Annotated in this window: 19 protein-coding genes and 1 pseudogene; 11 read left to right on the forward strand and 9 right to left on the reverse strand. The window is 65.1% G+C overall.

The genetic code is table 11. The annotated features are described in order from the left end of the window. The first annotated feature begins 14 nt into the window (after nt 1–14). Nucleotides 15–833, forward strand: coding sequence for an enoyl-CoA hydratase/isomerase family protein (locus JQ635_RS29505; RefSeq protein ID WP_211413327.1), 819 nt, complete (start codon nt 15–17; stop codon nt 831–833). 186 nt (nt 834–1,019) lie between these two features. Here the strand turns inward: JQ635_RS29505 and JQ635_RS29510 are convergent, their stop codons facing one another. The 3 genes from JQ635_RS29510 to JQ635_RS29520 form a co-directional block, all read right to left on the reverse strand. Then, nucleotides 1,020–1,766, reverse strand: coding sequence for a hypothetical protein (locus JQ635_RS29510; protein WP_211413328.1), 747 nt, complete (start codon nt 1,764–1,766; stop codon nt 1,020–1,022). Nucleotides 1,767–1,768: 2 nt separating this feature from the next. Then, entirely contained in the window at nt 1,769–2,560 is a 792-nt protein-coding gene (locus JQ635_RS29515; RefSeq protein ID WP_349631890.1) for an enoyl-CoA hydratase, read from the reverse strand. A gap of 175 nt (nt 2,561–2,735) precedes the next feature. Next, nucleotides 2,736–3,941 (reverse strand): ABC transporter substrate-binding protein, encoded by a 1,206-nt coding sequence (locus tag JQ635_RS29520; RefSeq protein ID WP_211413329.1) that lies wholly within the window; start codon nt 3,939–3,941, stop codon nt 2,736–2,738. Nucleotides 3,942–4,269: 328 nt separating this feature from the next. Between JQ635_RS29520 and JQ635_RS29525 the strand changes: the two genes are divergently transcribed. Both JQ635_RS29525 and JQ635_RS29530 read left to right on the forward strand, forming a co-directional pair. Beyond that, nucleotides 4,270–5,121 carry a thermonuclease family protein gene (locus tag JQ635_RS29525; RefSeq protein ID WP_211413330.1) on the forward strand — a complete coding sequence of 284 codons (852 nt, stop codon included), beginning with the start codon at nt 4,270–4,272 and terminating at the stop codon, nt 5,119–5,121. Between the two features lie 131 nt (nt 5,122–5,252). Next, entirely contained in the window at nt 5,253–6,644 is a 1,392-nt protein-coding gene (locus tag JQ635_RS29530) for a M48 family metalloprotease (protein WP_246583858.1), read from the forward strand. Between the two features lie 189 nt (nt 6,645–6,833). On the opposite strand, the gene JQ635_RS29535 is transcribed toward JQ635_RS29530, so the two are convergent. Further along, nucleotides 6,834–8,162, reverse strand: a complete 1,329-nt coding sequence (locus JQ635_RS29535; RefSeq protein WP_211413332.1) for an MFS transporter — start codon at nt 8,160–8,162, stop codon at nt 6,834–6,836. 181 nt (nt 8,163–8,343) lie between these two features. On the opposite strand from JQ635_RS29535, the gene cyoA reads away from it, so the two are divergent. From cyoA to JQ635_RS29570, 7 genes are read left to right on the forward strand one after another with little or no spacing between them, the layout of a single operon-like run. After that, entirely contained in the window at nt 8,344–9,504 is a 1,161-nt protein-coding gene (gene cyoA, locus JQ635_RS29540) for a ubiquinol oxidase subunit II (protein WP_211413333.1), read from the forward strand. Between the two features lie 11 nt (nt 9,505–9,515). Beyond that, nucleotides 9,516–11,513 carry a cytochrome o ubiquinol oxidase subunit I gene (gene cyoB, locus JQ635_RS29545; protein ID WP_211413334.1) on the forward strand — a complete coding sequence of 666 codons (1,998 nt, stop codon included), beginning with the start codon at nt 9,516–9,518 and terminating at the stop codon, nt 11,511–11,513. Further along, complete coding sequence (gene cyoC / locus JQ635_RS29550) at nt 11,514–12,143, forward strand: cytochrome o ubiquinol oxidase subunit III (RefSeq protein ID WP_211413335.1); 630 nt, start codon at nt 11,514–11,516, stop codon at nt 12,141–12,143. Beyond that, nucleotides 12,140–12,520 carry a cytochrome o ubiquinol oxidase subunit IV gene (gene cyoD, locus JQ635_RS29555; RefSeq protein WP_211413336.1) on the forward strand — a complete coding sequence of 127 codons (381 nt, stop codon included), beginning with the start codon at nt 12,140–12,142 and terminating at the stop codon, nt 12,518–12,520. Before cyoC ends, cyoD begins: the two co-directional genes overlap by 4 nt. Continuing rightward, a complete protein-coding gene (locus JQ635_RS29560) occupies nt 12,517–13,377 on the forward strand; it encodes an SURF1 family protein (RefSeq protein ID WP_211413337.1) in 861 nt (286 codons plus the stop codon). Before cyoD ends, JQ635_RS29560 begins: the two co-directional genes overlap by 4 nt. Next, nucleotides 13,349–14,746, forward strand: coding sequence for an ATP-binding protein (locus tag JQ635_RS29565; protein WP_211413338.1), 1,398 nt, complete (start codon nt 13,349–13,351; stop codon nt 14,744–14,746). Before JQ635_RS29560 ends, JQ635_RS29565 begins: the two co-directional genes overlap by 29 nt. After that, nucleotides 14,736–15,269, forward strand: a complete 534-nt coding sequence (locus JQ635_RS29570) for a response regulator transcription factor (RefSeq protein ID WP_211413339.1) — start codon at nt 14,736–14,738, stop codon at nt 15,267–15,269. Before JQ635_RS29565 ends, JQ635_RS29570 begins: the two co-directional genes overlap by 11 nt. A gap of 286 nt (nt 15,270–15,555) precedes the next feature. On the opposite strand, the gene JQ635_RS29575 is transcribed toward JQ635_RS29570, so the two are convergent. The 5 genes and pseudogenes from JQ635_RS29575 to JQ635_RS29595 all read right to left on the reverse strand — a co-directional run bounded on the left by JQ635_RS29575 (nt 15,556) and on the right by JQ635_RS29595 (nt 22,396). Next, nucleotides 15,556–16,341, reverse strand: coding sequence for a CarD family transcriptional regulator (locus JQ635_RS29575; protein ID WP_080648072.1), 786 nt, complete (start codon nt 16,339–16,341; stop codon nt 15,556–15,558). Between the two features lie 345 nt (nt 16,342–16,686). Next, complete coding sequence (gene fdxA / locus JQ635_RS29580) at nt 16,687–17,025, reverse strand: ferredoxin FdxA (RefSeq protein ID WP_018643465.1); 339 nt, start codon at nt 17,023–17,025, stop codon at nt 16,687–16,689. Between the two features lie 132 nt (nt 17,026–17,157). Continuing rightward, nucleotides 17,158–17,427 (reverse strand): annotated as a pseudogene (locus JQ635_RS29585) (RNA-binding S4 domain-containing protein); the annotation flags it as partial. A 10-nt stretch (nt 17,428–17,437) separates the two neighbouring features. Further along, nucleotides 17,438–20,827 (reverse strand): helicase-related protein, encoded by a 3,390-nt coding sequence (locus JQ635_RS29590; protein ID WP_211413340.1) that lies wholly within the window; start codon nt 20,825–20,827, stop codon nt 17,438–17,440. A gap of 705 nt (nt 20,828–21,532) precedes the next feature. Continuing rightward, complete coding sequence (locus JQ635_RS29595) at nt 21,533–22,396, reverse strand: DUF3108 domain-containing protein (RefSeq protein WP_211413341.1); 864 nt, start codon at nt 22,394–22,396, stop codon at nt 21,533–21,535. A gap of 477 nt (nt 22,397–22,873) precedes the next feature. Here JQ635_RS29595 and rpmB point away from each other — a divergent pair, with 477 nt between their 5' ends. Further along, a complete protein-coding gene (gene rpmB, locus JQ635_RS29600) occupies nt 22,874–23,182 on the forward strand; it encodes a 50S ribosomal protein L28 (protein WP_018643470.1) in 309 nt (102 codons plus the stop codon). Nucleotides 23,183–23,211: the final 29 nt, after the last annotated feature.

Raw genomic sequence — 23,211 nt, forward strand, 5'->3', positions numbered from 1 at the left:
AATCGAGGATCATCATGAGCACGTATAAAGACATCGGCGTCGAGAAGGTCGGACACGTCGGCACCATCGAAATCCGCAGGCCCCCGCTCAACTTCTTCGACATCTCGCTGATCAACCAGATCGCGGATGCGCTCGACGAGTTCGACCGCGACATCGAGATCCGCGCCTCCGTTCTCTCCGCGCAGGGCAAGGCGTTTTGCGCCGGCGCCAATTTCGGCGACCCGGCGCGGCAGGCGCAGGAAGCGCGCGAGGCCGAGCAAGCCAAGAAGGGCGATCCGGCCGACAATCTCGGGCCGATCAGCCACCTCTATATCCAGGCCGTGCGCATCTTCCGCGCCAAGAAGCCGATCGTTGCGGCCGTGCAGGGCGCGGCCATCGGCGGCGGCCTGGGCCTCGCGGTGTCGGCCGACTTCCGCGTCACCTGTCCCGAAGCGCGCTTCTCCGCCAATTTCACCAAGCTCGGCTTCCATCCCGGCTTCGGCCTGACCGTGACGCTGCCTGAGCTGATCGGCAAGAACAACGCCGAGCTGATGTTCTACACCAGCCGCCGCGTCACCGGCGAAGAGGCCTACAAATGGGGGCTCGCCAACGAGCTGGTGCCGCAGGATCAGGTCAAATCAGCCGCGATGAAGCTCGCCGGCGAGATCGCCGAATGCTCCCCGCTTGGCCTGCTCTCGACCCGCGCCACGTTGCGCAACGGCCTCGCCGACCGCGTGATGGCCGCGACCAATCACGAGCTCGCCGAGCAGACGCGCCTGCGCGCGACGGAAGATTTCAAGGAAGGCGTGAAGGCCACCGAAGAGCGCCGCGCGGCGAATTTTAGGGGAAGGTAGTCTCTTAGAAGAAGATCACCTCTTTCTTCCTTCTCCCCTTGTGGGAGAAGGTGGCGCGAAGTGCCGGATGAGGGGTCTGTTTCCGCAAGGCAATCTCTATTGAGTGCGCGGAGAGAGACCCCTCACCCGTCTCGCCGCTACGCGGCGATCCACCCTCTCCCACAAGGGGAGAGGGTTTGAACGCGATCAATTCACGCGGAACGTCACACCACCCAGCAGGAACTCGTTCCCCGCAACGGCGAGCCCCTTCGCCTTGGCGGCATGCAGCACCTGCGCCACATCAGTCACCCGAAACTCCAGCGCGCTCATGATCTCGCTGGTGCCCTTCACGAAGCGGAAGGTTGCGTTGGGCAGCTTCAATTCGCAATCGATCGGCGCAACGCCGATGATCTTGCCCCAATGCTCCGCGAGCCCCGCTGGATCCGGGCTCTGCATCTCCACACCCGTCAGCGCCTGCGTCACGTCCGTACGGATGAACTTCTGCCAGTCCGGCCCCGCCGGCGGATAGGGCCCAAGGAAATCGTCGCTGCCGTCGGTGTGGTTGAACTCGATGAAGGCGGCGCGGCAGTCGCGCGGGTGGAGCTGCACGCCGTGATAGGGTGCGTGGTCGATGACGTTGGCGGTGCGCACGCCCATTGCGTTGGCATTGCGCCCGCGTTCGTCGGGATCATTGCAGCAGAAGATCGCCATGTAGCCGCCGCGGCCGCCGGTCTTCTCGATGAAGCGACCGGCCGTGGTGCCCTCCTTGAACGGCGCCACCACCTCCAGCAGGATCGTGTCGACCGGGAACAGCGCGTTCTCGAGGCCGTATTTGGCGACATTGCCGTCCCGGTAGCAGACGGCGAGACCCATGATCCGGGCGATGTCAGAGATCACGGGCTCGAGCTGCGGCGCGACCAGGCAGATCTGCCGCAAGCGCATATAGGGCGCCATCGTCACTCGCCCCTGAAGGCGGGCTTGCGCTTCTCGACGAAGGCTTTTGCGGCCTCCTTGTGATCGGCGGTGTCGCCGCAGCGGGTGTGATGGATCGCCTCGCCGTCGAAGCAGTCCTCCAGCGCCAGATGCTCGGCATTGTTGATGTTGCGCTTGATGAAGCCGAGCGCGATCGAGGGTCCCTGCGCCAGTGACAACGCAAGCTCGCGCGCGGCGGCGGCGATCTCGGCGTCGGGCACGACCTTCGTCACCATGCCGATGGCGTGCGCTTCCTTCGCGGTCAGCACCGGCGACATCAGATACAGCTCGCGCGCCCGCGCGCTGCCAAGCAACTGGGTGAGGAAATAGGTCCCGCCGTAGTCGCCGGAGAAGCCGACTTTTGCGAAAGCGGTGGTGATCTTGCAGGATTCAGAGGCGATGCGGAGGTCGCAGGACAGCGCCATCGACAGGCCCGCGCCAGCCGCCGCGCCGTCGAGCTGCGCCACCACGGGTTTCGGCATCTGGTGCAGGATGCGTGAGACCTCCATGCCGCGGCGCAGATTCGCAAGCTTCTGCTCGAACGGCAGCGGCGCGCGGCCCTCCGCCATCGACTTGACGTCGCCGCCGACGCAGAACGAGCCGCCGGCGCCCTTGAACAGCACCGCGCGCACCTCCGGATCATCAGCGGCGCGGCGCGCCGCCTCGACCAGCCCGCGCACCATGTCGGGGTTGAGCGCGTTCTTCCGCTCCGGCCGGTTCATGGTGATGGTGAGCAGCCCGCCTTCGAGCTGTTGCAGGACCATGTCGTTGCTCACAGGACGTCTCCCTTGTTGTTGTTTTGCTCCGTCATTCCGGGGCGATGCAACGCATCGAACCCGGAATCCATTCATCAACCGTCACTGCCGCCCGAGGATCCCGGGTTCTCGCGACGCGAGCCCCGGGATGACGACCTGTTGTTGGGCACGATCGTCGCCACGACGACTCACGCCGTCACTTCTTCACCAGCGGGCAACGCGATTGCTCCAGCGACTGGAACGCTTCGCTGCCGGGCACGGTGGCGAGCAGCTTATAGTCGTCCCAGCGGCCCTTGGACTCCGACGGCTTCTTCACCTCGAACAGGTACATGTCGTGGATCATGCGGCCGTCCTCGCGGATCTTGCCGCCCTTGGCGAAGAAGTCGTTGATCGGCGTCTCCTTCATCACCTTCATGACCGCGGCCGCATCGGTCGTGCCGGCCGCCTTCACGGCCTTGAGGTAATGCGTCACGGAGGAATAGACGCCGGCCTGCGCCGAGGTCGGCGGCCGCTTGACCCGCTCCATGAAGCGCTTCGAGAACGCACGCGTCTCGTCGTTCATGTCCCAATAGAAGGCTTCCGCCAGCAGAAGGCCTTGCGCGGTCTCCAGCCCGATCGAGTCGATGTCGGTGACGAAGGCGAGCAGCGGTGAGACCTTCTGGCCACCCTTGGTGATGCCGAACTCGGCCGCCTGCTTGATGGCGTTGACGGTGTCGCCGCCGGCGTTGGCGAGGCCGATCACCTTGGCCTTCGAGGACTGGGCCTGAAGCAGGAACGACGAAAAATCCGACGTGTTGAGCGGATGACGCACGCTGCCGAGCACCTTGCCTCCGGTCTTGGTCACGACGTTGCTGGTGTCCTTTTCCAGATCCTGGCCGAAGGCGTAGTCCGCGGTGAGGAAGAACCAGGTGTCGAGGCCCGACTTCACGGCCGCAAGGCCGGTGACGTTGGCTTGTCCGAACGTATCGAACACGTAATGGATGGTGTAGGGACCGCATGCCTCGTTGGAGAGACGAATCGAGCCCGGTCCGTTGAACATGATGATCTTGTTGCGCGCTTTCGCGATCTCGCCAGCGGCGAGCGCGGTCGCGGAGGCCGCGACGTCGTAGATCATCTCGACGCCCTGGTTGTCGAGCATGTCGCGGGCGATGTTGCCGGAGAGATCGGCCTTGTTGAGATGGTCGGCCGCCAGCACCTGGATCTTGCGGCCCAGCACCTCGCCGCCGAAATCCTCAACGGCCATCTTCGCCGCGGTCTCGCTGCCGGGGCCGGTGATATCAGCATACAGGCTCGACATGTCGAGGATGCCGCCGATCTTCAGCGGCGGCTTGTCCTGGGCCTGCGCGGCGCTCGCACTGAGGGCAAACGCGGCAGCAAAAATGCCCGACAAAATATTCTTCATCGAAAAAGACCTCCCTTATCGCGCCGTGCTCTGATGGCGGCTTGGTTATTGCTGTTGCCGCAATCATGCCGCATGCGCGAGAGCGCAGCAAGCACGGGGGTGCTGCAAGCGCACGATTGCAGCGCGTGTTTTCCGCAAAACGGAATGGTGTGATGACGCAAGATGTTTCCGCATCGTCATTGCCGTAGGGTGGGCAAAGGCGCTCTTCGCGCCGTGCCCACCGCCCGCGCGCTGTTGGCCAAAGACGTGGGCACGCTTCCGCCTTCGCTCTTCGAGCTACGGCGGACAAGTCGCTTTGCCCACCCACCCTACGATAGCTGCGCTCGCAATGACGGCGCGTGAGGAAGCCCTTTCGCGTTACACCACGCATGAGTTAAAGTCCGAACGGAACACAACCTCTCCGGGTCACGTGACGCAACCGCTTCACCTCATCGTCGCATTTCTTCTCGTCGCGGGTCACGCCGCGTTCGCGGCACCGTGCCAGTTCGAGTCCCAAGGCGAGGGCCGCGTCGCCGCCATCGTCGATGGACGCAGCGTGCGCCTCGATGACGGTCGTGAGATCCGTCTCGCCGGAATCGAACCGACCGCGACGACGAAGCAGGCGCTGACATCACTGCTCGCCGGCCGCGACGTGACGCTGCGGAGCGCCGACGACACGCCGGACCGCTACGGCCGCCAGGGTGCGCTGGTGTTCATCGGTGAAAGCGACAGCTCGGTGCAGGCCACGCTGCTGGCCCAGGGCGAGGCCATCGCCTCCGCCGAGATCGCCGACAAGGACTGCGCAGCCACCTTGATGGCGTCGGAGGCGCAGGCAAGGCGCCAAAAAATGGGCAATTGGGCTGACCCATCGGCCATAAAAAACGCGGAAAGTCCGGACGATATTTTGGCGGGGATCGGGCGTTTTATGGTGGTCGAGGGCAAAGTCCTGTCGGTCCGGCAAGCTGGGGCAATGACCTACCTCAACTTCGGACGAAACTGGACACGCGGCTTTGCCGTGACTATTTCAAAGCGCACGCTACCGGCATTCGAAAGCGCCGGGATTCCCCCTAAGTCCCTGGAGTATCGACGTATTTTGGTCAGGGGCTGGGTTGAGGGGACGACAGGGCCGCGGATCGATGTGCGGCTCTTGGGACAGGTTGAATTGCTGGGCGCAAATGAGCCTACTGGGGTAAGGCCTTAACGGCCGGGCACGGGTTAAGCGACGTGAATGGGGTGCTAGAACGGCACGGACTGGGCGATTGCCGCCGCCTGCGGGCTGCGCCGGCCGTGCTTTGCCTTGCGCTGGGCGGGCTCCTCGCCGGCTGCGGCGACATGAACCGGTTCCAGACCGCCGCCGCCCCGCCCACCGTCGCAATGCCGAAGCCGAAGCCGGCGGTCGCGCAGACCCCCGCCACCGAGAAAGAGCACGAGCGCATCCTGGCGAGCTATGGCGGCGCCTATGACGACCCCAGGCTCGAATCGCTCGTCAGCAAGACCGTCGACCGGCTCGTCGCCGCATCCGACCGTCCCGACCAGGGTTACAAGGTCACCATTCTCAATTCCGGCGCGGTGAACGCCTTCGCGCTGCCGAACGGCCAGCTCTATGTCACGCGCGGCCTGCTTGCGCTGGCGAGCGACACCTCGGAATTGTCCTCCGTGCTCAGCCACGAGATGGCGCATGTGCTTTCCAAGCACGCCGCGATGCGCGAGGACCAGGCGCGCCAGGCCGCGATCGTCACCCGTGTCGTCACCGACATGAGCAACGACCCCGATCTCACCGCGCTCGCGCTCGCCAAGACCAAGCTCACCATGGCGAGTTTTTCGCGCAACCAGGAGTTCGAGGCTGACGGCATCGGCGTCGGCATCTCTGCGAAAGCGCATTTCGACCCCTATGGTGCGGCGCGCTTCCTCTCCGCGATGGAGCGCAATGCCGAGCTGAAGGCCGGCAAGAGCTCGCTCGATCCGCGCGCGCAGGATTTCACCTCGTCGCACCCGGCAACGCCGGAGCGCGTGCAGAACGCGCAGAACATCGCGCGGCAATATGCGGCCCCTGAAGGCGCCGAGCGCGACCGCGAGAGCTATCTCGCCGCGATCGACAACCTCGTCTACGGCGAAGACCCCAGCGAAGGCTTCGTCCGCGGCCGCCGTTTCCTGCATCCGAAACTCGGTTTCACCTTCCAGGCGCCTGATAATTTCACGCTCGACAACACCGCGCAGGCGGTAATCGGCGTGCGCGACGGCGGCTCGCAGGCGATGCGCTTCGACGTGGTGCGCGTGCCGGCCGAGCAGTCGCTCGGCGATTACCTCAATTCGGGCTGGATGGAAGGCGTCGAGAAGGCCTCGACCGAGGACCTCACCATCAACGGCTTCCCGGGCGCGTCCGCCACCGCCAAGGGCGACCAGTGGCAGTTCAAGGTCTATGCGCTGCGCTTCGGCAGCGACGTCTACCGCTTCATCTTCGCGACCCGGCAGAAATCGACCGAGAGCGAGCGCAACGCACGTGAGACTGTCAACTCATTCCGCCGCCTGACGCTCGATGAGATCCAGGCCGCGCGCCCGCTGCGGATCAAGGTCATCACCGTGCAGCCCGGCGACACCGTGGAATCGCTCTCCCACCGCATGGCCGGCGTCGATCACCCCGCCGAGCGTTTCCGCGTGCTCAACGGCCTCGATCGCACCGCACAGGTGAAGGTGCGGGATCGCGTGAAGATCGTGGCGGATTGACGCTGCGCTCGTTCCGCAAATTCCGCCGTCGTCCCGGACAAGCGCGCACAAAGCGCGCGCCGATCCGGGACCCATAGCCACAGGCCCCCGGAACGAGCACGCTGGTAGCTCCAGCGCGCTTCAACAATGAACAGTCGGGGTATAACGGGTCCTGGCTTTCGCCAGGACGACACCGAGATTGTCTGAGCTTTAACCGCCCGCGTCCATGTCCCCCGCCTCGCGCTGGCCGCTGAGCCAGAGCGCGAGCAGGGTCCAGAACGCGCCGGAGAGCAGATACGCGCCCGAAGCGATGACGCCGAGATTGGTGGCGAGCAGCAGCGCGACGAGCGGGGCGAAGCCGGCGCCGAACAGCCAGGCCATGTCGGAGGTCAGCGCTGAGGCCGTGTAACGGTACATCTGCTTGAAGTTCGAGGCGATCGCGCCCGAGGACTGACCGAACGAGAGACCCAGCAGGATGAAGCCGATCACCATGTAGATGGTCTCGCCGAACGCGCCCGCATCCAGCAGCTGCGGTGCGAAGCCGCTGTAGATCGCGATCGCGATCGCCGATCCCATCAGCAGCGACTTGCGGCCGACGCGGTCGGCGATGACGCCGGAGGCCACGATCGCGGCGACGCCGAACACGGCGGCAACGATCTCGATGATCAAAAAGCGCACCGGGCTCTCGCGGGTGAACAGGAACACCCAGGACAGCGGAAACACCGTGACCATGTGGAACAGCGCGAAGCTCGCCAGCGGCGCGAACGCGCCGAGCATGATGTTGTGGCCTTCGCGAGCGACGGTGTCGGAGATGCGCGAGGGCTGCAATTCGCGGGTCTCGAACAGCGAGGCATATTCTTCCGTCGTCACCATGCGCAGGCGCGCGAACAGCGCCACGACGTTGATGGCGAACGCAACGAAGAACGGATAGCGCCAGCCCCAGTCGAAGAAGTCGTCAGCCGAGAGGTTGCCGGCGAAATAGGCGAACAGCGCGCTCGCCACGATCAGCCCGAGCGGAGCGCCAAGCTGCGGCACCATCGCGTACCAGCCGCGCTGCGAGGCCGGCGCATTCAGCGCCAGCAGCGAAGCCATGCCGTCCCAAGCACCGCCCCAGGCCAGACCCTGCGCGATGCGCGCCAGCGCCAGCAGCCAGATCGCGGCAACGCCGATCTCGTGATAGCCGGGCAGGAAGGCGAGCGCGACGGTGGCGGTGCCGAGCAGGAACAACGCCGAGACCAGCTTGGCCGTCTTGCCGTACTCCCGGTCGATCGTCATGAAGATGACGGTGCCGATCGGCCGCGCCAGGAACGCCAGCGCGAAGATCATGAAGGAATAGAGGGTGCCGGTCAGTTCGCTGGTGAACGGAAACACCAGGCGCGGAAACACGATCACCGAGGCGATCGCGAAGACGAAGAAGTCGAAGAATTCCGAGGTGCGCCCGATGATGACGCCGATGGCGATCTCGCCGGGACTGGCCTGGTCGTGGCCGTGCTCGCCCGAGTGGAGGTCTGCCATTGCGGGGGTCTGTGCCGTCGCCATTCGTGCGCCCTTAACGTCCTGAAAACCAAAGCCGACCGCCCGGCGACAGGCCAGGCAATCTGGCCTTGTCTGACCCAACATCTCGCACTGCAACATTGGACAAATTGTCCAATGTCCGGATTGCTGCGTCGCAGCTACCCGTTGGCCCCGCAAAGGAAACTCATTCTCAAAGGCTCGGCCCGTGTCTCGTCTCAAGATCCTGGCGCTACTACCTCTGGCTGCCGCACTCAGCGGCTGCGACTACGTCGTGCTGGCGCCAGCCGGCGACATCGCTGCCCAGCAGCGCGACCTCGTCATCATCTCCACCGTCCTGATGCTCCTGATCGTCGTCCCCGTGATGGCGCTGACGGTGCTGTTCGCCTGGCGCTACCGCCAGTCCAACACTTCGGCCCGCTACGAGCCGGAATGGGACCACTCGACCAAGCTCGAGCTGGTGATCTGGTCGGCGCCGCTTCTGATCATCGTCTGCCTGGGCGCGCTGACCTGGATGGGCACGCATCTGCTCGACCCCTATCGCACCCTCGGCCGCATCAAGGCGGAGCAGGCCGTGGACCAGTCCAAGGCCCCGCTCGAGGTCGACGTCGTCGCGCTCGACTGGAAGTGGCTGTTCATCTATCCGGACTACGGCATCGCCACCGTCAACGACCTCGCCGCGCCCGTCGATCGTCCAATCCAGTTCCGCATCACCGCCTCCTCGGTGATGAACTCGTTCTACATCCCAGCGCTCGCCGGCCAGATCTACGCGATGCCGGGCATGGAGACGAAGCTCCACGCCGTCGTGAACCACGCCGGCACCTACAAGGGCTTTTCGGCGAACTACAGCGGCGCCGGCTTCTCCGGCATGCACTTCAACTTCCAGGGTCTCGACGACAAGGGCTTTGACGCCTGGATCGCCAGCGCCAAGTCCGCCGGCGGCTCGCTCGGCCGCGCCGAATATCTCCAGCTCGAAAAGCCCAGCCAGAACGAGCCGGTGCGCCGTTACGGCACCATCGACTCCGATCTCTACCGCCTGATCCTCAACATGTGCGTCGAGACCGGCAAGATGTGCCAGAGCGAGATGATGGCGATCGATGCCAAGGGTGGTCGCGGCCATGAGGGCCTGAACAACACCCTGCCGCTCACCTACGACAAGTACGCCCGCCGCGGCACTCCGCTCGGACCCGAGCCGACCTTCGTCGCCGGCACCTGCACGCCGGATGCACCGCAGGGCCAGACCACCGCGTCGATCAAGGCTCCGACCGACATCGCGCCGCTCACCGGCGCCGGATTGAAGCGGCCGACCTTCGCGCCGCTGAAGTCCTCGTCCTTCTTCCTCGGACAGCGTCCGAAGTCTGATTCCTAAAGAGAGCTCGCATGTCTCCTGATCTCCTCAAGCTCATCTTCGGCCGGCTCGGCCTCGAATCGCTGCCGCTGCACGAGCCGATCGTCGTCGGCACCTTCGTGGTGGTCGCGCTCGGCGGCGCCACGCTGCTCGCCGGCCTCACCTATTTCCGCCTCTGGGGCTATCTCTGGCGCGAATGGTTCACCACGGTGGACCACAAGCGCATCGGCATTATGTACATGATCCTCGGCATCGTGATGCTGCTGCGCGGCTTTGCGGATGCGCTGATGATGCGCGGCCAGCAGATGCTCGCCTTTGGCGGCTCCGAAGGCTATCTCAACGCCCATCACTACGACCAGGTCTTCACCGCCCACGGCGTGATCATGATCTTCTTCGTGGCGATGCCGCTGGTTACGGGCCTGATGAACTACGTCGTGCCGCTGCAGATCGGCGCGCGCGACGTGTCCTTCCCGTTCCTGAACAATTTCAGCTTCTGGATGACGGTCGGCGGCGCAGTGCTGGTGATGGCCTCGCTGTTCATCGGCGAGTTTGCCCGCACCGGCTGGCTGGCTTATCCGCCGCTGTCGAACATCGGCTACAGTCCTGACGTCGGCGTCGACTATTACATCTGGGCGCTGCAGGTCGCCGGCGTCGGAACGACCTTATCCGGCATCAACCTGATCTGCACCATCGTCAAGCTGCGCTGCCCCGGCATGACCATGATGAAGATGCCGGTGTTCACCTGGACCTCGCTCTGCACCAACATCCTGATCGTCGCCTCCTTCCCCGTCCTGACCGTCGTGCTCGCGCTGCTCTCGCTCGACCGCTACGTCGGCACCAACTTCTTCACGAACGATTTCGGCGGCAGCCCGATGATGTACGTGAACCTGATCTGGATCTGGGGCCATCCCGAGGTCTACATCCTGGTTCTCCCCGCCTTCGGCATCTTCTCGGAAGTCACCTCGACCTTCTCCGGCAAGCGCCTGTTCGGCTACACCTCAATGGTCTACGCCACGGTGGTCATCACCATCCTGTCGTACCTGGTGTGGCTGCACCACTTCTTCACGATGGGCTCGGGCGCCAGCGTCAACTCGTTCTTCGGCATCACCACGATGATCATCTCGATCCCGACGGGCGCGAAGATGTTCAACTGGCTGTTCACGATGTATCGCGGCCGCATCCGCTACGAGCTGCCGATGATGTGGACGATCGCCTTCATGCTGACCTTCGTGCTTGGCGGCATGACCGGCGTGCTGCTGGCGGTGCCGCCGGCCGACTTCGTGCTGCACAACAGCCTGTTCCTGATCGCGCATTTCCACAACGTGATCATCGGCGGCGTGGTGTTCGGCGCCTTTGCCGGCATCAACTACTGGTTCCCGAAGGCGTTCGGCTTCAAGCTCGATGTGTTCTGGGGCAAGCTGTCGTTCTGGTTCTGGGTCGTCGGCTTCTACGTCGCCTTCATGCCACTCTATGTGCTCGGCCTGATGGGCGTGACCCGCCGCCTGCGCGTGTTCGACGATCCGTCCCTGCAGATCTGGTTCGTCATCGCCGCGATCGGTGCCTTCCTCGTCTTCCTCGGCATCCTCTCGATGCTGATGCAGTTCGCGGTGAGCCTGCTCAAGCGCGAGCAGCTCAAGGACGTCACCGGCGATCCCTGGGACGCGCGCACGCTGGAATGGGCGACATCCTCGCCCCCGCCGGACTACAACTTCGCCTTCACCCCCGTCGTTCACGACAATGACGCGTGGTGGGACATGAAGAAGCGCGGCTACCAGCGTCCGCTCACCGGGTTCAGGCCGATCCACATGCCCAGCAGCACCGGCACCGGCGTCATCCTCGCCGGCCTCGCCACCGCGATGGGATTCGGCCTGATCTGGTACATCTGGTGGCTGGCGGCTGCGAGCTTCCTCGCGATGCTCGCCGTCGGTATCGGTCACACCTTCAACTATCACCGCGACTTCGACATTCCGGCTGAAGACGTCATCCGGACCGAGGACGCGCGCACCAAACTGCTCGCCGGAGCCAAGTAAATGACTGTTGCTGTCAATCCCACGCAAACCGGCGAGCCGCTGTTCTATCTCGCCGACGAACACCCGCATCCGGAAGGCTACAGCACCTCGCTTGGCTTCTGGATCTACCTGATGAGCGATTGTCTCATCTTCGCGATGCTGTTCGCCGCCTTCGGCGTGCTCGGCGCCAACTACGCCGCCGGCCCCGCACCGAAGGACCTGTTCGACCTCGACCTGGTCGCGGTGAACACCTCGATGCTGCTGCTGTCGTCGATCACGTACGGTTTTGCGATGCTGACGATGCAGCAGAACAAGATCGGCCAGACGCAGATGTGGCTGGCGATCACCGGCCTGTTCGGCGCCGCCTTCATCGGCATCGAGCTCACCGAGTTCGCGCACATGATCCACGAAGGCGCCACGCCGCAGCGCAGCGCCTTCCTGTCCGCCTTCTTCACCCTCGTCGGTACGCACGGCCTGCACGTCACCTGCGGCCTGATCTGGCTGGTGACCCTGATGGTGCAGGTCGGAAAGTTCGGCCTGATCGAGGCCAACCGCCGCCGCCTGATGTGCCTGTCGATGTTCTGGCACTTCCTCGACGTGGTCTGGATCGGCGTCTTCACCTTCGTCTATCTCCTGGGAGTTCTGCGATGAGCACCAATACCCACGCCGCCCACGCGCACGACCACCACCACGACGACAGCCACGCCCACAGCACGTTCTCGGGCTACATGCTCGGCTTCGTGCTCTCGGTGGTGCTCACCGCGATCCCGTTCTGGCTGGTCATGAGCGGCGCGCTGCCGAGCAAGCAGATCACCGCGCTGGTCATCATGGCCTTCGCGGTCGTGCAGATCGTCGTGCACATGATCTACTTCCTGCACATGAACGCCAAATCCGAGAACGGCTGGACCATGATGGCGCTGATCTTCACCATCGTCATGGTGGTGATCGGGCTGTCCGGTTCGCTGTGGGTGATGAACCACCTCAACAGCAACATGATGCCCATCCACCAGATGAGCGGAATGAAGTGAGCGATACCGGGACCGTGACAAGCAAGGCAGACCGGACGCGCGGCAAAGCCGCGCGCCCGCCCTTGTGGCTCACGGTCCTCTCGCTCACGGCCTTTGCAATTCTGATCGCCCTCGGCGTCTGGCAGATCGAACGCCGCGCCTGGAAGCTGGCGCTGATCGATCGCGTCGAGCAGCGCGTCCATGCCCCGGCCCAGCCGATCCCCGCGCCCGCGGCGTGGCCCGCAATCTCCGCTGCAAACGACGAATACAGGCATGTCAGCGTCACCGGCCGCTTCCTGCATGACCGCGAGACGCTGGTTCAGGCCGTGACCGAGGAAGGCGGCGGCTATTGGGTGCTGACGCCGCTTCAGCGCGGCGACGGCACGCAAGTCCTGGTCAACCGCGGCTTCGTGCCGACCGAGCGGCGCGACGCAACGACGCGACAGACCGGCAATCCCGAGGGCCGGGTCGAAATCACCGGCCTGTTGCGCATCACGGAGCCGAAAGGCGGCTTCCTCCGCAACAATGTTCCCCAGCACAACCGCTGGTACTCGCGGGACGTCGCCGCGATCGCTGCGGCACGCGGCCTGCACGAGGTCGCACCCTTTTTCGTCGATGCCGACGCCGGATCACAAAGCGCCGGCGGGCCTATCGGCGGATTGACCGTGATCCGCTTTCCCAATAACCACCTGATCTATGCGCTGACGTGGTTTGCCCTGGCTTTTATGCTGGCCGGTAAACTTTTCGTCACATTCGGCGGCGGGCTGTTCCGCCGCAAGAAAGCCCGGAAGGGCTTCGTCCACGAACCGGCCGGCGGCCCAGATGTCGCCGCCCGCAGGACGGGATCAGATGCTGGAACGATCGTCGAACAGGCCTGACGACGGAAGAACGTCTTCCCAACCGCTTGGCGAGCTCGCCGTCACGCTGCAATCGCAGGCGGACGCGCGCAGCGAGCTGATCGGCGCTGCGCCTACCGACGACGAAACCAACCGCAAGAACATGGCGCTGCTGATCCAGCTGCGCTGGACCGCGGTGGTCGGCCAGATCGTGACCATCGGCGGCGTGCATTTCTGGCTCGGCATCCCGCTGCCGCTGGAGCGGATGGGTGCGGTGATCGGCGCGCTGGTGCTGCTCAACGTCTCCAGCCTGGTCTGGGTGCGCCATCGCGCCGCGATCTCCAGCAACGAGCTGCTGGTCGCCTTGATGCTCGACGTTGCCGCGCTGACCGCGCAGCTTTACCTCAGCGGCGGCGCGACCAATCCGTTCACCTCGCTGTTCCTGCTCCAGGTGACGCTGGCTGCCGTGCTGCTCGATGCCCGCTCGACCTGGTCGCTGGTGGCGCTGACCTGCGCGTGCTTCGTCTGGCTGACGCTGGCCTACCGGCCGCTCGACCTGCCGCCGAACCCGATCAGTGAGACCTACAGCCTCACCGTAACAGGCATGCTGCTCGGCTTCGCGCTCAACGCCGTCCTGCTGGTCGTGTTCGTGACCCGCATCAATAGGAATTTGCGCGAGCGCGACGCGCATCTGGCGGCGCTGCGCCAGCATGCGGCGGAGCAGGATCACATCGTCCGCATGGGCCTCCTGGCTTCGGGCGCCGCGCACGAGCTCGGCACGCCGCTGGCCTCGCTCTCGGTCATCCTCAGCGACTGGCGCCGCATGCCGGACCTTGCCGCCAAGCAGGAGCTCGCCGAGGACCTCGCGGAGATGGAGACCTCGCTGCAGCGCTGCAAGTCGATCGTCACGGGCATCCTGGTCTCGGCCGGCGAAGCGCGTGGCGAAGGCTCCTCGCCGACCACGGTGACGGCTTTCGTCACCGCGCTGGTGGAGGAGTGGCGCGACGCGCGATCGGCGCGCACGCTCTATTTCGTCAACACCTTTGGCGAGGACGTCGCGATCGTCTCCGACATCGCGCTGAAGCAGGTCATCTTCAACGTGCTCGACAACGCCTACGAGGTCTCGCGGGAGTGGGTCGAGCTCCTCGCCGAGCGCGAGGGCGACAATCTCGTGCTGTCGATCTCCGACCGCGGCCCGGGCTTCGCACCGGAGATGCTGGCGCAGCTTGGAAAGCCCTATCAATCGAGCAAGGGCCGCGCCGGCGGCGGGCTCGGCCTGTTCCTGGTGGTGAACGTGGTGCGCAAGCTGGGCGGCAGCGTCACTGCCGAGAACCACAGGAAGCGCGGCGCCACCGTCCGCCTGACGCTGCCGCTCGCAACGCTCGCGATCGGAGGCAGCTTTGACGCCTGACCGTTCGCTCATCGTCGTCGAGGACGACGCAGGATTCGCGCGCACGCTGAAGCGCTCGTTCGAGCGCCGCGGCTACGAGGTCGTGCTCGCCGCCTCGATCGAGGAGGTGCGGAAAGCGCTGGAGGAGCGCTCATTCGGCCATGCCGTGGTCGACCTCAAGCTCGGCGGCGCCTCCGGGCTCGCCTGCGTCGAGCTGCTGCACACACATGACGAGGACATGCTGATCGTGGTGCTGACAGGCTTTGCCAGCATCTCGACCGCCGTCGAGGCCATCAAGCTGGGCGCCTGCCACTATCTGGCAAAGCCGTCGAACACCGACGACATCGAGGCCGCCTTCCACAAGGCCGAGGGCAATGCCGAGGTCGCGCTCGACGCGCGGCCGACCTCGATCAAGACGCTGGAATGGGAGCGTATCCACCAGACGCTGATCGAGACGGATTTCAATATTTCGGAGGCCGCGCGAAGGCTCGGGATGCACCGGCGCACGCTGGCAAGGAAGCTCGAGAAGCGGCCGGTGAAGTGAGACGAGGCAAACCGGTCTCCTCTCGTCGTCCCGGCGAAGGCCGGGACCCATACCGCGGAATCTATCGTTGCGATCGGTAGACGTCCCGAACGACCAATCTTCGTCAAACTTCTCCCTGGGGGTATGGGTCCCGGCCCCCCGTGCGCAATTGCGCACTAGGCCGGGACGACACTGAGTTTGTTGAGCCGTCATCACGAATGACGCGTCATCACCCCGCGAACTCCAAACAAAAAGCCCGGCCGAACGGCCGGGCTTTTGATTTCTTGCGATCGATGCGACGAAACGCTTACGCGGCCTCGTCGGCGACGGTGGTGTCGTCGCCATCGGTATCGTCGGCATCGCCCTCGGCATCAGCCTCGCCCTCGGCGGCTTCCGCCTTGGCGTTGCGGCGCGGGCTCTTGGCGAGCTGGGCCTCGATCTCCTTGACCGCTTCGGTCTCAGTCGAGTGCTGCACCACCGCGATCTCGCGGGACAGACGGTCGAGCGCCGCTTCATAGAGCTGGCGTTCGCTGTAGGACTGCTCCGGCTGCGACTCCGAGCGGTAGAGGTCGCGCACGACTTCCGCGATCGCGACGATGTCGCCCGAATTGATCTTCGCTTCGTATTCCTGGGCGCGGCGCGACCACATGGTGCGCTTGACGCGAGCGCGGCCCTTGAGCGTCTCCAGCGCCTTCTTGACCAGCGCCGGCTCGGACAGCTTGCGCATGCCGACATTGGCGACCTTGGCGGTCGGAACGCGCAGCGTCATCTTGTCCTTGATGAAATTGATGACGAAGAGCTCGAGCTTCGCGCCGGCGATCTCCTGCTCCTCGATGGCCAGGATCTGGCCGACACCGTGGGCGGGATAAACGACGAATTCGTTGGCCTTGAAGCCCTGACGCTGGGTCACGACCTTCTTTTCCTCGACCTTCGGCGCGGCAGCGGGCTTAGCGGCCGGCTTGGCAGCAACGGGAGCCTTGGCAGGAGCAGCAGCAACAGGGGCCTTCGGCGCGGGCTTGGCAGCGGGAGCCTTGGCAGCAACAGGCTTGGAAACGGTCGCTTTCGCGGCCGGCTTGGCAGTCTTGTTAGGCATTGCGCTTCTTTTGTTCTTCGAGGACTTTGCAGCCGGCGCCTTCGTCGCGGTCCGACCCTTGGATGCGCTACGGCTGGCCGCGGCGACTTTTTTGGCCTCCTTATGGGAAGCCCTCGCTGAAGTACTCTTTTTACGCGTTTTCTGTGACACAGCCTGCGCGCGGAAACTGCCACGCCCCTGTTCGACATTTGGTTTCACGGGAACCCGGCGGGGCCAACTGGGCTGACGAGGGTTCGGCTTAATGTGCCCAATATAGCACATTTCCCGCAAAAATCAATGATTTAGGGGTCTTGAGGCCTGGTTTTCGGCCGCAACGAAGGTATTAGGGTTAAGTTTGGGCGCGGATTAGTCTCCGGAGCCGGGGTTCGGAGAAAAATATTTCTCGAACTTGCCTTCCATGCCGTCGAATTCCTTCGCGTCGGCGGGTGATTCTTTCTTCTGGGTGATGTTCGGCCAGCTCTTGGCGTAGTCGGCGTTGACCTGGAGCCACTTTTCCAGGCCCGGTTCCGTATCCGGCTTGATGGCGTCGGCGGGGCATTCCGGCTCGCACACGCCGCAGTCGATGCACTCATCGGGGTGGATGACGAGCATGTTGTCACCCTCGTAGAAGCAGTCGACCGGGCAGACCTCGACGCAGTCGGTGTACTTGCACTTGATGCAGTTTTCAGTGACGACGTAAGTCATCCAACGCTCCGAAAAGCTCTTTTAGAAGTCGCGGCTTGCGTAGCGCGGATGGCCCGGCGCCGCAAGGTCGGGAAGGCCCGATCATGACGGCTTTGTGTGTTTGATCGACCAAGAAATGAATTCGAAGCGCAATTAATTGCGTTTCGCTTCACTCAGCTCCTCGTAGAGCACGCGCGCCGAGGCGGCATCGCCGCGGCGCTCGTTGAAACCGGTGACCTTCAACACGCGCACGGTGCGGTCGAGTGCCACCGTGATCACGTCACCGATCTTAATCGCATGGCCGGGCGATTTCTCACGGGTGCCGTTGACGCGGACATGGCCGGACTCGACCAGCTCAGCGGCCGAGGTGCGCGCCTTCACCACCCGCGCGTGCCACAGCCATTTGTCGAGGCGCTGCCGCTCGGTCGTGGGATCACTCCTTCCGACCGGACAGCTGCTCTTTCAGCGCGGCGAGCTTGGCGAAGGGCGAGTTCGGATCGATCGGACGATCGCGCTCGCGCGGGTTCGCGCTCGAGGCGTAGGGCCGCAGCGAGGGACCCGACTCGCGATCGCGACGATCGCGGCCCTTGTCGCGGTCGCGGCCCCCGCGGTGCTCGCGGCCGCCGTCGCGATCGCCGGGCTTGCCGCCCTTACCGCGATCACGATCCTTGCCCTCGAAGCGGCGATTGTTGTCGCGCTGCTCGCGGCGTTCGCCGCCCTCTTCGCGGCCCTTGCGGAAATCCTTGCGATGTCCGCCATGACGATGGCGCTCGCCCGGCTTTGCGCCTTCGGCGGCTTCGCCGGACGCAGCCTCCGCGGGCGCAGCGCCCGCTTCGGCACCGGCCTGCGCACGCGGCTGATGATGGTGACGCTGGTGGCGATGGCGCTCGTGGCGCGGCTTGCGATCCTCGTGACGGCCACCGGGACGCCAGACCTCGACCAGCTCGGGCTCGGCGGGCGTGGCTGCTGCCTCGACAGGTGCGGCAGCGTCGGGCGATGCGGCAGCTTCGGTCGCGGCGATCTCGGCAGGTGCGGCTTCCAGGCCGGCAGCCTCCGTTGGCGCAGCAGCCTCTTCGGCCGGCGGCGCGATGCCGGGGGCGTCTTCGGGCGTGACGGGCGCGTCAGGAGAAGCTTCGAGCGCCGGCTCCTCATGGGCGGGCTCGTCATGCTGCTCCATGCCGGGCGCGTCTTCGACGGTGACCGCTTCGGCGGACACAGTCGCCTCCTCCGGCAGACCGGCGACCGCTTCAGCGGCAGTCTCGGTTGACGTATCCGCGCTGCCCTCGGCGGGCGGCGTCTCGGCCGCGACCGTCTCGGCAACAGGCGCCACAGGCTTCACCGGCAGCGGCGGGCGCTTCTCCATGCGATAGCCGAGCGCGCGCAGCACGGACGCAAAGTCCTCGCCGGCGGAACCGGTGAGCGAGGTCATCGCCTGCGTCACCACAAAACTGCGGCCATCGAAGGCGCCGGCGGGCTTTTCGCCGGGCGAGTTCTCGCGCCAGGCCAGCGCCGGGCGGATCAGATCGGCAAGGCGCTCCAGGATGTCGACGCGCACGGCGCGCTCGCCGGCCTGCTTGTAGCCGAGCACGCGATAGGCATCGCGCGGCAGAGCCTTGTCGACCGGGAACGAGGTGCGGCCGGAAGAAGCCAGATGCTGCGCGCCCGAGAGCGCGGACAGATCGACATTGTCCTGCTTCAGCGCCCACAGCAGCGCGGCGAGCGCACGCGCGGCGGGCTTGAGGAGGCCGGGGAAATAGAGGTGATAGGCGCCGAAGCGGACGCCGTATTTGCGCAAGGTGGCGCGCGAGGGCTGGTCGAGATCCTTCAGCTCGTTCGCGATTCTGGGACGCTCGAGCACGCCGAGCGCCTCGACCAGCTGATAGGCGATGCCGCGGGCAATGCCGGTGACGTCCTCGGCCTTGCTGAGCTCGAACATCGGCCCGAGCAGCTTTTCGATGTGCGTCTTGAGCCAGAGGTCGAGCCGCGCCTGCACCTTCTCGCGGGGGCCGCCGGTGAGGCGCTCGTCGGAGATGATGCGGATGCGCGGATGCAGCGCGTCCTCTGCGGCAGACAGCCGCGCCACGGCATCGCCGGTCCAGCGGATGGTGCCTTCCGAGGTCAGCACGAACTGCTCGTCCGGCGCGTTGCCCAGTTTTTCGGCGCGCGTATTGATCTCGCCGGCGAGCACCGCTTGCGCTGCAGCCTGCAAGGCTTTCGCATCGGAGCCGGCCTCCGCCGCATCCGGTGCAAAGGTGAAGCCGTCGAGGCGGCCGATGACGTGGCCTTCGACGATGACTTCGCCGGTCTTGCCGATTTCAGTATTCAAGCTCGTGTTCTCCCGCAGGCGGCGCATCAATACACTGGTCCGACGATCAACGAAACGCTCAGTCAAGCGTTCATGGAGCGCATCCGATAATTTATTTTCGACCTCCCGCGTGATCCCCTGCCAGCGTTCGGGGTCTTTCAGCCAGTCCGGGCGGTTGGCGACGAAGGTCCAGGTGCGGATCTGCGCGATCCGGGCCGACAGCGTGTCGATGTCGCCGTCGATGCGGTCGGCCTGCTCGACCTGGGCGGCGAACCAGGCGTCGGGAATGCATCCCTTCCGCATCAGGAAGCCGTACAGCGTGGTCACCAGCTCGGCATGGGCGGCCGGCGACAGTTTCCGGTAATCGGGGACCTGGCAGGCCTCCCAGAGCCGTTCCACCGCGGCCTTGCCATGCGCGATATCGCGCACCTCGGCGTCGCGGGCGGCGTGGTCCAGCACGCGCATGTCCTCGGCGATCGGCGCGCGCGTCAGCGCCTCATGGCCGGGGGCGAGGTTCAGCGACACCTGGAGCGCGCCGAGCGAGGCGAAATCCAGCTTCGAATTGCGCCATTGCAGCATCTTCACGGCGTCGAAGGTGTGGTTCTGCAGCGCGTTGACGAGCTCGGGCTCGAACGGCGCGCAGCGGCCCGTGGTGCCGAAGGTGCCGTTGCGCGTGGCGCGGCCGGCGCGGCCGGCGATCTGCGCGAATTCGGACGGCGTCAGCCGGCGGAACTGGTAGCCGTCGAACTTGCGGTCGGAGGCGAACGCGACATGGTCGACGTCGAGATTGAGGCCCATGCCGACGGCATCGGTGGCGACGAGGTAATCGACATCGCCGTTCTGGAACATCGCCACTTGCGCGTTGCGCGTGCGCGGCGACAGCGAGCCGAGAACAACGGCAGCGCCGCCATGCTGGCGGCGGATCAGCTCGGCGATGGCATAGACCTCGTCGGCCGAGAAGGCGACGATGGCGGTGCGGCGCGGCTGGCGCGTGATCTTGCGATCGCCGGCGAATTCGAGGGTGGACAGGCGCGGCCGCGTGATCATGGACACGCCGGGCAGCAGGCGCTCGATGATCGGGCGCATGGTCGCAGCGCCCAAGAGCAACGTCTCGTCGCGGCCGCGGCGGTTGAGGATGCGGTCGGTGAAGACGTGGCCGCGTTCGAGATCGGAGGCGATCTGGACCTCGTCGACGGCGAGGAAGGACAGATCGAGATCGCGCGGCATCGCCTCGACTGTGGAGACCCAGTAACGCGGGTTCTTCGGCTTGATCTTCTCTTCGCCGGTCACCAGCGCGACGCTCTCCACACCCGTGCGATCGGCGATCTTGTTGTAGACCTCGCGCGCCAAGAGGCGCAGCGGCAGCCCGATCATGCCCGAGGGATGCGCCAGCATCCGCTCGATGGCGAGATGGGTCTTGCCGGTGTTGGTCGGCCCGAGCACCGCAGTGACGCCCGCGCCAGGCACTCGATCGTGAAGGGCGCGCTCGGAGGCGAAGGAGGAGGGAGAGAAGGCCATGTCTGGGGGATTAGGTAGTGCCGATTTGGGCGAATGTCAGTGCTGTCAGAGGTTGCCCCTCATCCTGAGGAGCGCGCCAGCGCGTCTCGAAGGATGAAGGCCCGGCTGATGCCGTTGAGGGAGCCGGGCCCCTCGCCCTTCGAGACGGCCGCCGATGCGGCCTCCTCAGGGTGAGGGGATCAAGCAGCGGTGATGGGGCGCTCATGTGTCCGCCATGTGTCCGACCGCACTCCCCAAACCTCGCGCAACTGTTTCACTTTGCGACGCTTTTTCCGTTCTTTTTAAGTTTCGGAACGACTCTAGAACGAATCGCGGCCGAATCGCTGACTCCCGCCAGAGTCCTGTTCCGTTCACGCAACATGTCGCGGGACTCGTGTTAGTTGCGCACTAGATGGAGTTTTGCCCGGCCGCACAAGCGACGTTTCGATGGCGAGTTCCTTAAAATTGGGGACGGCGCGGAGTCGAATCAGAATCGGGGAGGAGTCAAATGGATTCCCGGATCCAGGGGTGCCAAAACAAAAACTGCGAAAACAACCCCATGCACAGTAGAGAGCCGTTGAAATCATTATACTTTTTTGACTGACATTCTTTCCCGGAGCGCGACGCAGTCGCGAGTGAGGACCGTCTCTGCGGCTCGATGGATTCCGGGCTCGCGCCCAGGGGCGCGCCCCGGAATGACGGCGGTGGGGACGGGACGACCGCGGCTTACTGCGTCTTCGCCACCCGCGGCGGCTGGGGCGAGGTGATGAAGCTCGTCGCTTCCAGCATCGCCGGTCCCAAGGGCGTCGGCACTTTCAGCCAGAAGGGAACCAGGATGCGCGTGCCCGCGACCGGCGCGAAGGCGATCTCGATGTTGCGCTGGGCGGCGAGGTATTTGATCACGGGGCGATCGGGGATGTAGCCGGCGACGGGCACGAAATAGAGCGCGCAGACCACGACCGGGCCCCGATAGCCCTTCTCCGCCTTCACCGTCTCCATGCGCTTGAAATCGAGTTTTAGGTCGTAGCGCATGCGGCCGTCGAACACGGGCGCTGCGTTGTGGCAGGCCTCCGGCGCGACGGGATCGCCGGTGCCGGGCACGCGCAAGAGCGAGGCCGTCATCGGATCCCAGACGCCGCGGCGATGCGCGTCGGTGACGACGATACGGTCAGGATCGACCGGCGGCTCCGGCTCGATGCCGAACTCCTTCACATTGCCCTTGTCGAGGGTGATGTGGATGTTTTCCGTCTTCTTCGAGGTGGTGGTGGAGGCCTGGTAGCCGGTCGCAACCAGCGCGCCGTTGACGACGCGGCCCTGCGAGGCGCCGGTGCCGGATCCGCCCGCGAACGACTTCAGCAGCCCCGTCGTGCCGCCGGAGGCCGCGGCCGCGAACACGTCGTCCTGGATGTCGATGTTCCAGGCGCCCCTGCCGACGGGAATGCCCGCCAGCGTCGCCTCATACTGCGCCTCGAGCTTGCCCTGCGCGGCCGCAGGCCTCGCCCCCCACGCCAGGACGAGCCCGCAAAGAGCCGCGAAGGCCAGCCGGCCGGCCGCACGCAGCCGGGGCAGGTAAGGGGTCAGGGTCGTCACGAAGCCATCCAATGGGGCCGTCAGGCCATGTTAGTTAAGCCAAAAATCGCGGCAAGCAATCGGTCCGGGTGCAAAACACCGGGAACTCCACCGGATATCTCGGTCGCGAATGCGCCCTTTATGTGATGGTAAGGCGTTTCAATCATTGCCGTTTTGGTGATCGGGAGGTAGCCAGGGGCTCCAACACCTCTCCCGCTTGCGGGAGAGGTCGCGCGAAGCGCGGGTGAGGGTTTTCTCCTCTGGGGGGCTCGCTATTGTCCCGCCGCGGAAGCACCCTCTCCCCACCCCTCCCCCGCGAGCGGGGGAGGGAGCGCACCGCCGCCGGCGCGGGGCATGAAACACCGCCCAAATCCTTGACTACCCGCCCCTTCCCCCCTATACGTCCGCCCGCTCCCTGCAAGGACAGAGAATTTGCCCCTGTGGCGCCCCGAATGGCGGCCGCAACTCGTTTGGGGCTCGAACTTAAGGATTTGTGACATGTCTCGCCGCTGCGAACTGACGGCCAAGGGCCCCCTCGTCGGCCACAAGGTCAGCCACTCCAACATCAAGACCAAGCGCCGCTTCCTGCCGAACCTCGTCAACGTGACGTTCATCTCGGAAGCCCTGGAGCGCAACGTGCGCCTGCGCGTCTCCACCAACGCGGTGAAGAGCGTGGATCACAATGGCGGTCTCGACGCCTTCCTGCTCAAGGCCAGCGCCGACGCCCTGTCGCCGCGCGCCCTCGAGCTCAAGCGCGCCATCCAGAAGAAGGTCGGCACCACCGCGCCGGTCAAGAAGGCCAGCTAAGAAGATTTACCGTTAGGGCGGGGGCTAAG

The sequence above is a fragment of the Bradyrhizobium iriomotense genome (assembly GCF_018130765.1).
GTDB lineage: Bacteria > Pseudomonadota > Alphaproteobacteria > Rhizobiales > Xanthobacteraceae > Bradyrhizobium > Bradyrhizobium iriomotense_A.

What these genes read in the sequence shown, in the direction of transcription:
- JQ635_RS29575 (WP_080648072.1), bottom strand. Translation starts at nt 16,341, where the DNA reads ATGCCTAACAAGACTGCCAAGCCGGCCGCGAAAGCGACCGTTTCCAAG.
- JQ635_RS29590 (WP_211413340.1), bottom strand. Translation starts at nt 20,827, where the DNA reads ATGGCCTTCTCTCCCTCCTCCTTCGCCTCCGAGCGCGCCCTTCACGAT.
- JQ635_RS29510 (WP_211413328.1), bottom strand. Translation starts at nt 1,766, where the DNA reads ATGGCGCCCTATATGCGCTTGCGGCAGATCTGCCTGGTCGCGCCGCAG.
- JQ635_RS29565 (WP_211413338.1), top strand. Translation starts at nt 13,349, where the DNA reads ATGCTGGAACGATCGTCGAACAGGCCTGACGACGGAAGAACGTCTTCC.
- rpmB (WP_018643470.1), top strand. Translation starts at nt 22,874, where the DNA reads ATGTCTCGCCGCTGCGAACTGACGGCCAAGGGCCCCCTCGTCGGCCAC.
- JQ635_RS29520 (WP_211413329.1), bottom strand. Translation starts at nt 3,941, where the DNA reads ATGAAGAATATTTTGTCGGGCATTTTTGCTGCCGCGTTTGCCCTCAGT.
- JQ635_RS29505 (WP_211413327.1), top strand. Translation starts at nt 15, where the DNA reads ATGAGCACGTATAAAGACATCGGCGTCGAGAAGGTCGGACACGTCGGC.
- cyoC (WP_211413335.1), top strand. Translation starts at nt 11,514, where the DNA reads ATGACTGTTGCTGTCAATCCCACGCAAACCGGCGAGCCGCTGTTCTAT.
- cyoB (WP_211413334.1), top strand. Translation starts at nt 9,516, where the DNA reads ATGTCTCCTGATCTCCTCAAGCTCATCTTCGGCCGGCTCGGCCTCGAA.
- JQ635_RS29535 (WP_211413332.1), bottom strand. Translation starts at nt 8,162, where the DNA reads ATGGCGACGGCACAGACCCCCGCAATGGCAGACCTCCACTCGGGCGAG.
- JQ635_RS29525 (WP_211413330.1), top strand. Translation starts at nt 4,270, where the DNA reads ATGACGGCGCGTGAGGAAGCCCTTTCGCGTTACACCACGCATGAGTTA.
- JQ635_RS29530 (WP_246583858.1), top strand. Translation starts at nt 5,253, where the DNA reads ATGAACCGGTTCCAGACCGCCGCCGCCCCGCCCACCGTCGCAATGCCG.
- fdxA (WP_018643465.1), bottom strand. Translation starts at nt 17,025, where the DNA reads ATGACTTACGTCGTCACTGAAAACTGCATCAAGTGCAAGTACACCGAC.
- cyoD (WP_211413336.1), top strand. Translation starts at nt 12,140, where the DNA reads ATGAGCACCAATACCCACGCCGCCCACGCGCACGACCACCACCACGAC.